This is a genomic window from Draconibacterium sp. IB214405 (assembly GCF_033963885.1).
Classification (GTDB): Bacteria; Bacteroidota; Bacteroidia; order Bacteroidales; family Prolixibacteraceae; genus Draconibacterium.
Map to the genome: position 1 here is coordinate 63,611 of NZ_JAXBMA010000001.1, position 13,742 is coordinate 77,352.

The 13,742-nt window shown below is 40.8% G+C and carries 13 protein-coding genes; 5 read left to right on the top strand and 8 right to left on the bottom strand.

The features are described 5' to 3' along the window. Positions 1-69: 69 nt before the first annotated feature. Positions 70-1,074, bottom strand: a complete 1,005-nt coding sequence (locus tag SLH46_RS00190; RefSeq protein ID WP_320279110.1) for a GyrI-like domain-containing protein — start codon at positions 1,072-1,074, stop codon at positions 70-72. Between the two features lie 246 nt (positions 1,075-1,320). Between SLH46_RS00190 and SLH46_RS00195 the strand changes: the two genes are divergently transcribed. From SLH46_RS00195 to SLH46_RS00205, 3 genes are all read left to right on the top strand, one after another. Beyond that, positions 1,321-3,477, top strand: coding sequence for a S46 family peptidase (locus tag SLH46_RS00195; RefSeq protein ID WP_320279111.1), 2,157 nt, complete (start codon positions 1,321-1,323; stop codon positions 3,475-3,477). 751 nt (positions 3,478-4,228) lie between these two features. Continuing rightward, positions 4,229-4,690, top strand: coding sequence for a ribonuclease HI (rnhA, locus tag SLH46_RS00200; protein WP_320279112.1), 462 nt, complete (start codon positions 4,229-4,231; stop codon positions 4,688-4,690). A gap of 6 nt (positions 4,691-4,696) precedes the next feature. After that, positions 4,697-5,662, top strand: a complete 966-nt coding sequence (locus SLH46_RS00205; protein ID WP_320279113.1) for a phosphatidylserine decarboxylase — start codon at positions 4,697-4,699, stop codon at positions 5,660-5,662. 100 nt (positions 5,663-5,762) lie between these two features. On the opposite strand, the gene SLH46_RS00210 is transcribed toward SLH46_RS00205, so the two are convergent. From SLH46_RS00210 to SLH46_RS00230, 5 genes are all read right to left on the bottom strand, one after another. Further along, positions 5,763-6,788 carry a hypothetical protein gene (locus SLH46_RS00210; protein ID WP_320279114.1) on the bottom strand — a complete coding sequence of 342 codons (1,026 nt, stop codon included), beginning with the start codon at positions 6,786-6,788 and terminating at the stop codon, positions 5,763-5,765. Between the two features lie 15 nt (positions 6,789-6,803). Next, the gene (locus SLH46_RS00215; RefSeq protein WP_320279115.1) at positions 6,804-7,484 is read right to left on the bottom strand and encodes a hypothetical protein; all 681 of its coding nucleotides are present in this window, start codon (positions 7,482-7,484) and stop codon (positions 6,804-6,806) included. Continuing rightward, entirely contained in the window at positions 7,465-8,004 is a 540-nt protein-coding gene (locus SLH46_RS00220) for an RNA polymerase sigma factor (protein ID WP_320279116.1), read from the bottom strand. The genes SLH46_RS00215 and SLH46_RS00220 overlap by 20 nt, the downstream gene beginning before the upstream one ends. Before the next feature lie 101 nt (positions 8,005-8,105). Further along, positions 8,106-8,720: a ribonuclease HII gene (locus tag SLH46_RS00225; protein WP_320279117.1), complete on the bottom strand. Its 615-nt coding sequence runs from the start codon at positions 8,718-8,720 to the stop codon at positions 8,106-8,108. 19 nt (positions 8,721-8,739) lie between these two features. Next, positions 8,740-9,864: a glycosyltransferase family 4 protein gene (locus SLH46_RS00230; RefSeq protein ID WP_320279118.1), complete on the bottom strand. Its 1,125-nt coding sequence runs from the start codon at positions 9,862-9,864 to the stop codon at positions 8,740-8,742. Between the two features lie 97 nt (positions 9,865-9,961). Here SLH46_RS00230 and SLH46_RS00235 point away from each other — a divergent pair, with 97 nt between their 5' ends. Both SLH46_RS00235 and SLH46_RS00240 read left to right on the top strand, forming a co-directional pair. Further along, positions 9,962-11,410: an oligosaccharide flippase family protein gene (locus tag SLH46_RS00235; protein WP_320279119.1), complete on the top strand. Its 1,449-nt coding sequence runs from the start codon at positions 9,962-9,964 to the stop codon at positions 11,408-11,410. Then, positions 11,397-12,032 (top strand): DUF3267 domain-containing protein, encoded by a 636-nt coding sequence (locus tag SLH46_RS00240; RefSeq protein WP_320279120.1) that lies wholly within the window; start codon positions 11,397-11,399, stop codon positions 12,030-12,032. The genes SLH46_RS00235 and SLH46_RS00240 overlap by 14 nt, the downstream gene beginning before the upstream one ends. Positions 12,033-12,131: 99 nt before the next feature. On the opposite strand, the gene frr is transcribed toward SLH46_RS00240, so the two are convergent. Then, positions 12,132-12,695 (bottom strand): ribosome recycling factor, encoded by a 564-nt coding sequence (gene frr / locus SLH46_RS00245; RefSeq protein ID WP_320279121.1) that lies wholly within the window; start codon positions 12,693-12,695, stop codon positions 12,132-12,134. A 107-nt stretch (positions 12,696-12,802) separates the two neighbouring features. Next, positions 12,803-13,513, bottom strand: coding sequence for a UMP kinase (pyrH, locus tag SLH46_RS00250; RefSeq protein WP_320279122.1), 711 nt, complete (start codon positions 13,511-13,513; stop codon positions 12,803-12,805). Between the last annotated feature and the right edge of the window lie 229 nt (positions 13,514-13,742).

Here is a 13,742-nt window from a genome sequence, read left to right on the forward strand (position 1 = left end):
GAGACATAGCCCTGTTGTTTAGGTATTTTTAACCAATTGATTTTTAACTCTTAGAATTTAAAAATCGGCCTATCGTTCAACAGGATAGCAAATTCGGGTGATCCAGTTTGCCGGATCCGGTTCCTGTTGCGGATCGGTAAGGTAAATTTCCATGGGCGCACTTGCCAGGTTTAATCCGTGAGTTTCCATCCATTTTTGCAGGGCAATGTGTCCTTCCTGCAAGTTGTTGTAATCGCCGTAAAAATCAAGGCAGGCACAAGTGGTTGTTGGAAAAGTTGCCACGTTTACCGTTCTATTTCCTTCAACAATTTCATCGATGGGAATACCACATTCAAGGTCGATCTCTTCTTCATCCATCAGGTGATATAAGGCAAAAGGCATTCCGGCCATTTCAATTTCTTTCTGTGCCAAAAACTTACTGATCTCATTGTACATCGCACTCATTTCACGGCTCACCTCAATAAAAGGTACCGTTTCGCGAACACCGGCATAATTCATTTCTTCAACTTCGTCGAGTAAGATCACATATTCATTTTCTTTATCGATTACCTGACAGAGTGCCTTGAGCTTTACCAAGCCATTATCAAAATCGGTGCCCATACTTTTATTCATCAGTAGCCCGATCCAGCGGGCAAACGGATTATTACCCACATCGTAAGTCAAAGTCCAGGTAACGGTAGTTGTCATGTTGTTTTCTGTAAGCAGAAAACAACTCGATGCCTCTCCCCGCTCCTTAAAATCGAGCATCACAGCAATTTTATCAAAAGGTTTTGCTTCAGTAATTTCAATGGTAGCACCACTTTCTTTTTTTGTTTTGCTTGTAAGCGTATAACCGCTTCCCACACCAACACCATTATTTTTATACTCCACGCTCACGTCGTCATTCATTCGCTTCCACGGCGACCAATGATCCCATTGGTGCAAATCAATAATTTGCGCATAAACCGTTTTTGCCGGAGCCTGAATTTCGGCACTCCGCTCAACAACAACCGTTTTGGGCAAAAAATACGCGATGGCAACAAACAACGCTCCCCACAACAAAATCCACATTATAATTCTGGAAAATCGGCTCATTTCAATTTTTTATTTTGAATATAATGCAATTCGTGTAATTCGGGCAGCATTTCAAATACAAATCTTAAAACCGGACCAAAATTTTCAGGAAAGTTAAAAACGACTCCTGTGTTACAACCTGTATTCTGAGAGCTTTATTGGCCTCTTTTCAAATTAATCGAAAGAACAAAAGAGATATAAATCACCTTGTTAAGTGCTTTGAAAAACTATATTTGCACAAATTTTTTGAATAGAACAATTATTACAATGATGAGAAAATTAAATCTGGTACTGTTGTTGACAATCGTTATGATTGGCTCGGCAGTCGCAAAAGAAGGAATGTGGCTCCCTTCGCTTATTCACAAACTGAACATTAAAACCATGCAAGATATGGGCTGCGAATTGAGTGCTGAAGATATCTACAGCATTAATCAATCGAGCCTGAAAGATGCGATTGTGGCACTTGATCGTGGATCGTGTACCGCAGAAGTAATTTCGAAAGACGGTTTACTTTTAACCAACCACCACTGTGGATTTGGCGAAATTCAGCAACATTCGAGTGTTGAGCACGACTACCTGCAAGATGGTTTTTGGGCGATGTCGAAAGAAGAAGAACTTCCGAATCCGGGAAAAACAGTTACTTTCCTTATTTCGGTTGAAGATGTTACTGCGAAGGTTTTGGCTGAAGTAACCGACGACATGACCGAAAGCGAGCGCTCGCAGAAAATTGATGAAGCTACCCGCCAGTTGGAACGTGAGGCAAAAGGCGATACACATTACGAAGTATATATCAGAGACTTTTTTAAAGCCAACCAGTATTTTCTTTTCGTTACCGAAACGTTTAAAGATGTACGTTTGGTAGGAGCTCCACCACAGGCATTGGGTAAATTTGGTGGCGACACCGACAACTGGATGTGGCCACGTCATACCAACGATTTCTCGATGTTCCGCGTTTACTGTGCTCCTGACGGAACACCTGCTGAATATTCGGAAGACAATGTTCCTTACCAGCCAAAACACCACTTGCCAATTTCTTTAAAAGGTGTAAAAGAAAACGATTTTGCAATGGTATTTGGTTATCCGGGAAGCACCAATCGTTACAAAACATCGTGGGGAATTGATTACACCATGCAGGTGACCAACACCGCTCGTATTGTTATTCGCGAGAAAAAACTGGAAATTATTGCCGACTACATGGCTACCAGCCAAAAAGCAAAAATCCAGTACGCTTCGAAACATGCCAGCAGTGCCAACTATTACAAAAATGCAATTGGCCAGAACGAAGCTTTAACAAAGCTCGGAATCATTGCTCAGAAACAGGAACTCGAAAATGAGTTTACTAATTGGGTAGATGCCAGTGCCGACAGAAAAGCAAAATACGGTGAAGCGCTTCCGTTAATCGAAGAATCGTACAAAGATGTTGAAGCTGAAAAAGCTATGGAATACGCTGCTGAAGCACTTTTGCGCGGACCTGAAATTTTTATGTTCGCCTACCGTGCCAATCAGCTGGCCGACCTGCTGGAAAAACCGGAAGAAAATAAAGACAGAATAGAAGCCTTGGCCGCAAGACTTGCTGGCACATTGGACGGTTATTTTAAAGATTACGACGCAGCTACAGATGAAAAAATTGTTGCTGCGCTGTTGAAAATCTATGCCGACAACAATGCTTCAAAATTTTATCCTGAATTCTATTCTGAAATCCAGAACAAATACAAAGGTGATTACGAGAAGTACGCAGCTAAAATGTTCCAGAAATCGATCTTCGACAACCAGGAAGAACTTTCTGCTTTCCTCGAAAATCCATCATTAAAGGTGCTGGAGAAAGACATGGCTTTCCAGGCAGCAGTTGAAATTTTCGATATGTATCGTTCAACATCGATGACACTGCGTCAAGGAAATGAGCAGTTGTTGAAAGGAAGAAGATTGTTTGTTGCCGGTTTGATGGAAATGCAACCCGACAAAAAATTCTACCCGGATGCCAACTCAACCATGCGTTTAACTTACGGAACAGTAATGCCATACGATCCGCGCGATGGTGTAACTTACAAATATTACACAACCACCGACGGTTACCTTGAGAAAGAAATTCCTGGCGATTACGAGTTTGACGTTCCAAAGCGTATGAAAGAATTGTTACTGGATAAAAACTTCGGACAGTACGCTGATGAAGACGGTAAACTTCGTGCTTGTTTTATTACCGACAACGACATAACCGGAGGAAACTCAGGAAGTCCTGTTATTAACGGAAAAGGCGAATTAATCGGAATCGCATTCGACGGAAACTGGGAAGCTATGAGTGGTGACCTTGATTTTGAAGAAAATCTACAACGTTGTATTAATGTTGATATCCGTTTTGTATTGTGGGTAGTTGATGTTTATGCCGGTGCACAAAACCTGATCGACGAAATGACGATAATTCGCTAAGCGAACACAAGATATTTATGGAAAACCTCGTCATTTTTTTGGCGAGGTTTTTTGTTTGCAAAATATTTGGAAAGACACGAACATAAGTCACCCTGAATTTATTTCAGGGTCTTTTGAAATCTTACCAAATCGATTGTACTTTCTGCCGGCCGGCGGCCTTCATCTTTGCCTTAAAGCAAAGACGAAGCAGAAAATTCAAGGCTGCTTTTGATCTTCACCCTCCGTTTTCATAAAACCCAAGTTCGGACGGGTGATCTCCTCGCTAACTCGGAGCTTCCCGCTCTCACTAGGGTTTCATTTCAACTCCAGGTAAAGCCCAAAAGAGGCCGTTCGACTATTGTAACTTTAACGTAAATCGAATGCTACATCATAGCTTGGCCTCGGTCGGTGAACCGAAAAACAAGCAGTGACAGCGTTAAAAAATTACTGATGTTTGAGGAGGTACGACGAGTTTCAGGAATTTTAGTCGGCGCTGCGTAGCTTTTTCGAGTGAAGCGGGCGCAGCCTTGGATTTTCTGTCTACTCTTTGGGCTAAGCCAAAGAGTAGAATCCGCCCGATAGGGCTAAAAGTCTATTTCTTATGCTTGGCTTGTAAACTTCTGAAGAGTACCATCCTATTTGTTTCTCACCTTAAAATTTCATGGACTCCTATTTATAAATGGCAGTATTGTTTTTGCAGACGTAAAGCGAAACATTGTTTGCTTATTTAGAATAATACTCCCTATTTTGTAAGCAAAATACAAATCAACAAATGGCTCGACCCAAAATTACGATATACACCGATGGTGCTGCCCGCGGAAACCCGGGAAACGGAGGATACGGAATTGTGCTACTTTCGGGACCTCACCGCAAAGAACTTTCGGAAGGATATAAACATACCACCAACAACCGGATGGAATTGCTGGCGGTTATTGTGGCATTGGAGTCGTTGAAAATTGAAGGCTGCGATGTGACGATTTACACCGACTCGAAATATGTTGCCGATGCGGTTGAAAAAGGATGGGTTTTTAATTGGGTAAAGAAACGTTTTAAAGGCAAAAAAAATCCCGACCTTTGGATGCGTTTTCTTGAGATTTATAAAAAGCACGTTGTAAAGTTTGTTTGGGTAAAAGGTCATGCCAACAATCCGCTTAACGAACGTTGCGATGAGCTGGCAGTTGAAGCATCGATGAAACCGAATCTATTAGTTGACGAAGGTTATAAACCGGAATAAATTCAAATGAAACGTTTAAGTTTGGTATTGCTTCTTTTTACTTTTATTTCTTGCCAAAAAGAAGCTGAGCCGGATAACAAAATGGAAACCATAAAATATATAGAAAGAGCCAACGGGGAAGTTAAAACTGAAAATGTTCCCAGCGACGGAGTGTTAAAATGGTTGTACTCCTCCGCAACCGGGAAAGCGGCCCTTCATATTTTGTTTAAACGCAAGATTGTTTCAGCAGTTGGCGGTTGGTATATGGATTCCAAACTTTCGGCAAAACGTGTCACTGATTTTGTAAACGAGCACCACATTAATTTAAACGAATGCGAATTCAGCGATATTCAGCACTATAAAACCTTTAACGAATTTTTCTATCGCAAGCTAAAACCGGGTGCGCGGCCTCTGGAAGAAGGTGTTGTTTCTCCGGCCGATGGTAAAATTCTGGCCTTTCAATCGACGAAAGATATTCCGTCGTTTTTTATAAAAGGTTCTGAATTTAACCTGCAGACTTTCCTCGGCGATGAAGGACTTGCAAACAAATATGAAGCGGGAGCAATGGCCATTATTCGTTTGGCACCGGTTGATTACCACCGTTATCATTTCCCGGCAGCGGGCAAAGCTTCTGAATCGGTTAAAATTAAAGGTCATTATTATTCGGTGTCGCCACTGGCATTGCGCGGCAGCCTGAAGATTTTCTGTGAAAACAAACGCGAACATTGTACACTTTCAACAGATGAATTTGGAGATATTCTCATCGTTGATGTGGGCGCGACCATGGTTGGAAGTATTATTCAAACCTACGAATCAAATAGTAAAGTGAATAAAGGTGACGAGAAAGGTTACTTTGCTTTTGGCGGATCAACATTGGTTTTACTCTTCGAAAAAGGAAAGATCACCTTTGATACCGACCTGATTGAAAACACAAAAAAAGGCATGGAAACCACGGTTAAAGTGGGTGAAAAAATTGCTGCTGAAGCAAATTAGTGATAGCATGACTCGAAGTCATACTATCACTAATCAAGCTAAAAAATAGGGATCCGATCTGTATAATTTTAAACATATACAGATCGGATCCTTTGCCAAATTAAAATGCTACCGACAAACGTATTCCCGGATAAACATTTTTGAAGAAGTCGTTGAAATAAAGTTCGGGTTTAATCATAAATGTATTGTTGATCTTCTTGTTTACCGACACTCTAAAAGTGTTGTCCTTAAAGAAGTCGTTGTTCCTTTTCACCAGGTAACCAACAGAAAATCCATACCATTTATCCTCTCCCGAAACATCCGAAAAATTGTGTTCCCAGGCCAGCGACACAAAGTGATTGAGCTCAAAAAACTTGTTGTCGTTCGACTCCGAAAAATCATACATCATATTGTAGTCAACTGCATACAAGTTCTTGAATACTCCTTTTTTGCTAAACGAAACACCCAGCCTTAAATTAATATCCGAAACAAATGTATTCTTTATCCATCCCGATCCGATTCCTCCTGAAATGATAAGCATATCAAGATTTTTACTGTTGTTTTGATAATTAGCTTTCACTTCGTCGTCACGCAAATCGAGCCAGGCAATAATACCTTTCTTGTATTTTTCGCCGTACTCCTTTTTCAGAAAATCTTCAGACTGCTGCGCTTTCTTTTCGAACTCATCAGAAAGAAAATAGTTAAGATCATTCAAATCATCCACATAAATTTTCATTTCCATGGCGCGGTACGAAAAGTAAATGCAGTAGCGGCCAAAGTCTTTTTCAAAAGTGGTTCCATCGTCGAAAACAACCAGACTTTTGGTGTTTCGTTTGCTCCGCGACAGTTCTATCTCTTTAAAGTTCCACACCCACATATCTTCGCCCTGATCGCGAAATGCAATGGTGATCATTTCATCATCAGCCGGCGGTACAACGGTCATTTCGGCCAATACTTTTTGAATCTGCTCTACCCTGCCCTGCATACTCATTTTGTGTGGAGTTTTATTCAGCGCATTGGTGCTGGCCACCTCAATCAGCATTTTATCGAACTTGTATCGAACCGTGTCGGCTTTAAAATATCCGTCCATGGCTGATGCTGAAAAGGCCAGCGAAAGAAAAAGAAAAATTGAAAAAATTGTTTTCATGGTTTTAATTGTTTATCATTTTTTGAATATCGTACTGTTCAGGTTATTCCGGTTCTCGATAAAGTTTCTTTGGAACACTTTCATTTCCATCTCCGGTGACTTCACCGATGGTTTTGGCTGAGGTCCCAGTTCTACACGTTCGCTTTTTAGTTCAAAAGGATTTGCTGACTGAGCAGGCTCCGTATTTTTTGATTCTGTCCGGTTTTTCAATGCAAGCAGCTCATCATTTAACGTTTCGATTTCGGCTTTAAAAGCAGCAGTTGCATTTTGTAGTGTTTGGATTGAATCCATGGCCTGCTGATAGTTCTGCTGCCATTTTTTTGATTCATCAGGAACATTGTTTTCCACCACCCTGTCGCGGTAAACCACTTTTTCCGTTTCAACCACCTGCACCTCGGTTCTAACTTCTGCAGGAACCGTTTGCAGCGAATCGACCAGTAGCTGCAATGTTGTAATTTCGTGCTTTACATTTTCCATTTCTGCACGTTTATTTGCTCTGTTGTTTAGTGAGGCAACAACTCCAAGCGTAAGCAATAAACCCAGAAAAACAGCAGCAATTCTCCAGAATGCAGCCACACCTTTTCTTCCGTGCAATTCCGAATCGAGCCGGCTCCACATTTGCTCCCTTCCTGAGAACGACGTTTTTTTATCGTTCGATTCGAAAGCATTTTTTATTCTATGTTCCAGATTGTCCATAATCCTGTGCTAGTTTCTTTTGTAAAAATTTACGTGCTTTAAAAAATTGCGACCGCGATGTGCTTTCCGAAATTCCCAACACCTCAGCAATCTCTTTGTGTGCATAACCATCAACAGCATTCATTAAAAACACGGTTCGGTATCCATCCGGCAATTCATTTACCAGGTCAATCAGTGCTCCGTCGTCCATTTCCTCAATCCAGCTTGTTTCATGACGTTCTTCATCCAGCGTTTCCACTTTGTAAAGCGTACTCAGTTCCTTTCGCCTGTCCATCAGAGTTTGGTTAATAACAATACGTGTTAACCACCCCTCCAATGCCGGCTCGTTGATGTATTCAAACTCAGGCAACTTGGTATAAATCTTCATAAAAGCCTGAAAAAGTGCATCCTTCGCCAGTTCTTCATTAACAGCATAACGCCGGGCAACGGCAAACAAGCGGTCGACATATTTATCGAACAGCAGCTTTTGAGCCCGCCGATCGCCCTTTTTTACTTTATGAATTATTTTTTCGAATTGCACTTATTTGTTTGCTTTCAACTTTAAAATGCAAGGTAAATGAAAAACGTTGCCTGAGGGGTAAAAAAAAATGAATAATGAGCGGATGACTTAAAGACATCTGCTCACTTAAAATCAAGTGCAAGTTGTTCGTCTAACAAACGAAAGGTCATGCGATGATATCTGGTGGGGCCATGTTCTTTGATTGCCGCCCGATGTTTTTTTGTTGGATAACCTTTGTTCTTGTTCCAGTCGTAATGGGGAAACTCCTCATGGATCTCTGCCATATAATCGTCTCGATAGGTTTTTGCAAGAACTGATGCCGCGGCAATGGAATAAAATCGTCCGTCGCCTTTTATCATGCAGGTGTACGGAATTTTACTTTTTGTTCGGAATCGGTTTCCGTCAATCAGCAAATGTTCAGGTACCGTTTTTAACTTTTCAACCGCTCGGTTCATCGCCAAAAACGAGGCGTTCAGAATATTCACCTCATCAATTTCCTTGTTATCGACTGCCACAACTGCCCACGCCAGCGCCTGCTCTTCAATAAGCGGACGCAGTTGATAACGTTGTTTTTCGCTTAGTTTTTTTGAATCATTCAGCAACTCATTCTCAAAGTCGGCAGGAAGAATTACTGCAGCGGCAAATACCGGTCCGGCCAGACAGCCTCGTCCCGCTTCGTCGCAACCTGCTTCAATAGTATTTTTGTTATAAAAGGAAAGTAATTTTGATTCTGACATGTAAACTAAAATTCAATTCCTACTGAAGACTTTTCTCAACACTCATCCACAGCAAACGCGCCGTTTCGTCCCAGCTAAATTTATTTTTCTGAATAAAACCTTTTTCCACAAGTTCGCCACGTAATGTATCGTCCTTCCTGATCTTGATCATCGCATCGGTAATCTGATCGATCTTTAACGGATCGGCATAAAGTACGGCATTGCCACCAACTTCTGGAATAGAGGTGGTATTAGAGCAAATTACGGGAACACCAGCACTCATCGCCTCAACAATTGGGATTCCAAAACCTTCGAAAAACGGAACAAAAGTAAGCGCCAATGCGGCCCCAAAAATATCGTGCAGGTCGGCTGTTGAAACACGGCCGGTAAACACCACATCGTCTTTATGTCGCAGGTTTTCGTAGGTCTCAAAAATATCGCCTGTTTTATGCATTTCGCCCCCAACAATTACCAGTTTTGTTGAGTCGTTGGCTACACTTTTAAACGCATCGAAAGCTTTTAACAAGCCACAAACATTTTTACGTGGATGTAAGGCTCCTACAAACAAAAAATAATCAGCTTCGTTGGTAAACATCGATCGCACCTTCATTTTATCCTCGTCCGAAATCGGCTCAAAAATCTGGTTTATTCCATCGTAAACCACATCAATCTTGTCGTAGTCCACTTTGAACGATCGCGTTATATCTTCTTTAGAATAAAACGATACAGTGGCAATCCGTTTAGCCAGGCGGGCGAATCTCGGAAAATAGTGATTGTAATATTTCGCTTTTAGCCAGGGCAAATCATCGGGACGATGCACAAAGTTAATGTCGTGAATTACACCCAGCTGAGGCACTTTTGTGCGTTGCGAAAGATAACCGTCGGGTGAAAGGAAAAGATCCGCCTTGTATTTTTTCAAAATTCTTGGTATCTGAAATTCAAACCACAGGTACCACAAAACCGGATGGCGTGTTGGCGGCCCAACAACTACCGGAGTAACATTTTCTGCAAAAATATAATCCTGATTATAGGGTCGGTCGAATATAAAAATAAACTCATGCTCGGGATGATTTATCGTCATCCTTTTAAGCGTTTCATAAGTAAACCAGCCTATTCCCTCAAGCTTCCCTTTTAATAACAAACGAGTATTTACGGCAATAACCATAAGTGCTGTCGATTTTTCGTAAATGTACAAAGTCTGTTCAAATATTTGTTACTTTTAAGCGTTCAAATTCTAGGTACAATTCAAGAAACACGGTGTTTTGAAACGCAAATTTGTAACCAACCTGATATTATTACTTTTCCTGAATCTGCTGATAAAACCTATCTGGATTTTCGGTATCGACAGGACGGTGCAAAACACTGTTGGCGACGAGACTTTTGGTTTGTATTTTGCCTTGTTCAACTTCTCGATGTTGCTTAATATTTTGCTCGATGTTGGGATTACCAACTACAACAACCGCAACATTGCACAGCACAACTTTTTATTGCCGAAGCACCTTTCCAATATCATCGGATTAAAGGTTGTTCTGGCTTTTGTTTATGCTATTTTCAGTTTAGGTGTTGCAGCCATTATCGGGTACAACAACATTCAGTTTCATCTGCTGTTCTTTCTGATATTTAACCAGTTTCTGATATCATTCACGCTTTATTTACGGTCAAATCTCAGCGCGTTACATCTGTTCCGGACCGATAGTTTAATATCGGTTTTAGACCGAAGTATTATGCTGGTTTTATGTGGCATTTTACTTTTCACATCGTGGACAACTATCCAATTCTCGATCAACTGGTATGTTTACGTTCAGACGATTGCTTACGTGCTGACTGCTGTAACCACTTTTATTGTGGTGCTTGCAAAATCTGGAAGAATAAAAGTGCGGTTCGACCTTTCTTTCTTTAGGGTGTTTCTCCGAAAATCGTATCCGTATGCGCTGCTTATTTTGCTGATGTCGTTTTACAACCGGATTGATTCTGTAATGCTGGAACGTATGCTCCCGCACCCCATTGGAAAAGAACAGGCCGGAATTTATGCACACTCGTTTCGTTTACTGGATGCCGTTTCGATGTTCGGATTACTCTTTGCCGGATTACTGTTGCCAATTTTTGCAAAAATGCTGAAACAGAAAGAGCACGTCGGGCAGATGGTGAAACTTTCGTTTACCCTGTTAATTGTTCCGGCAATAATTATTGCCATCTCAAGCATCTTCTACGATACGGAGATTATGCGAACGTTGTATACCTCGAGTACCGAACACTCCTCGGGGATTCTGGGCATTCTGATGACAGGTTTTATCGGTATTGCCTTTACCTATATTTTCGGCACATTACTTACAGCCAACGGCAGTATGAAACAATTGAACATTATGGCTTTTTGTGGAATGGTATTGAATATCGTTCTTAACCTTATTCTTATTCCGCGATTTATGGCTTATGGATCGGCATACGCCAGCTTAACGACACAGCTTTTTACCGGAATTACCCAATTTATTTTGGCGATTCTTGTTTTTAAACTTCACCCTAAAATTACCTATATCGTACAACTTTTCATTTTTACTGCGGTTGTTATCGTTGCCGGCTTCCTCTCAAAACAGATCGATAATTGGTTTTACGGTTATCTGACAATGATTTCAGTCTCGGTGTTATTTGCCATCGTTTTCAGGCTATTCAATTTAAAAGATCTCTACCACATCATCCGCTATGAGCAGGAGTAATCCATCGATTGAAGAATTGAACTCCAGCGATGAATACGAACTTTATGCAGAGCTGGAACACCACGAAATAAAAACATTCGTACTTGATCAACTGGGCAAAGGAGGATGGCTGGTTAAAAGTTATATGTTTTACCAGATAGCGATGATCCTTACCGGACTTTTCCTGTTAACCCGTTCAATCGTTCTCTGTTTTAAAGATGTTTGTCAGCCACTTTCGTACAGCCTGGGCACCATTGTTTTTTGCGTTTCTGTACTTATTGTAATTCACGAACTTATTCACGGAATCGTAATAAAACTGACCGGTGCACCGAAGGTAAATTATGGAGCCTATTTCAAAAAATTCATGTTTTATGCCGAGGCCGACAGGTATGTTTTAAACCAACGTCAATTTACATTAATTGCTCTGGCACCATTGGTTGTGGTTAAAATCATTACACTTTGCGGAATTATACTATTCTTTCATCAAGCTGCCGTTTATGCTTTTGTGCTTGTAATGTGTATACACAGTTTGTTTTGTGCAGGAGATATCGGATTACTTTCTGTCTTTCATTCTTCATCGTCAGAAATTTTCACTTACGACGTTCGGTCGGAGCAGAAAAGCTATTACTTCAGGAAAAAATAAAAGGAAAGTTTAGGGCAAAAAAAAGGCAGCTTCTACAAAGCTGCCTCAAAGCCATGAAAACAATTAAACAATGTTCAGAAAACAGAAAACTAGAAACAATTAAATAGTCATTATATCTTCTTCCTTAGTTTTCACTAAGGCGTCGATCTTCTTACCAAAATCATCAGTTAGTTTTTGCACTTCCGCTTCTGCGTCTTTCTCGATATCTTCCGACAAACCATCCTTTTGAAGTTTTTTAAGGCTGTCGTTCGATTCTTTTCGTGCACCACGAACGCTTACTTTTGCGTTCTCTCCTTCCTGATGAGCTTGTTTTACCAAGCCTTTTCTTCGTTCTTCAGTTAGTACCGGAATATTAATTCTGATAATCTCGCCGTTGTTGTCCGGATTAAAACCCAGATTAGCATTAATAATTGCCTTTTCAATTACCGGGATCAAAGTCTTTTCCCAAGGTTGAACAGCAATTGTTCGTGCATCAGGCGTACTTACGTTAGACACCTGACTTAGAGGTGTTTGACTACCATAATATTCAACTAGAACTCCATCCAACATGGTTGGTGAGGCTTTCCCCGCTCTAATGTGAACCAATTCTTTTTCGAGGTGCGAAATTGCAGCCTCCATCTTCTCCCTACAAACGTCTAAAACAAAATCTACTTCTTCTTGCATTGGTTAAAACACTGAGTTTCCAACTGTGGAATGTTAGCAAATATAGAAAAAATATAAATTCCCAAAAATTTTTTAAATAATTTATTCGTATTTAAAATAACCAAAGGCTAAATATAAACGAGTGTGCCAATGTCTTCACCACTCATAACCTTCTGTAAATTACCCTTTTGATCCATATTGAACACATAGATAGGTAGGTTATTTTCCTTACACAAGGTTGTGGCGGTCAGATCCATAATTCTGAGGTTCCTGTTATAAATCTCATCAAAACTGATCTTGTCGAACTTTGTCGCGTTTTTATCCTTTTCAGGGTCGGCAGTATAAATACCATCAACACGTGTTCCTTTAAACATAACGTCGGCTTCAATTTCAATTCCGCGCAATGCACTTGCTGTATCGGTTGTGAAATATGGATTACCGGTTCCGGCGGAAATAATTACCACTTCTCCGTTTTGCAGAGCCTCAATCGCTTTGTCTTTCGAGTAAAATTCGCCAACAGGCTCCATTCTGATTGCCGTAAGCACTTTTGATTTTACTCCCTGATTTACCAGGGCTGAATTTAACGCCAAACTGTTAATAACCGTGGCCAGCATTCCCATCTGATCGCCTTTTACCCGATCGAATCCTTTGGCGGCACCACTTAATCCACGAAAGATATTTCCTCCACCAATTACGATTCCAACCTGCACGCCTGATTTTACAATTGCTGCAATTTCTTCAGCGTAATCAGCCAATCGGTTTTGATCGATACCGTGTTGTTGATCTCCCATAAGCGATTCGCCGCTTAATTTTAACAGAATGCGTTTGTATTTTGCCATGATTCTTTGCTGTATTATAGATGCACAAATATAGTTAAGCTCTTTGAAAAACCGGAATCCATCAACAGTTTCCTGGTCTCCAGAATTAAAAAAGCCACTTGCGCTCTGCAAATGGCTTCAAAAAACTCTGTGCTGTCTAATCAATTACCCTTCGTAGAGGTAATTAAATACTCATAAAAAAACTGCTTTTCTGAACAGCCGCGAAAATTGCGCTTTTTAGATGCCTGAA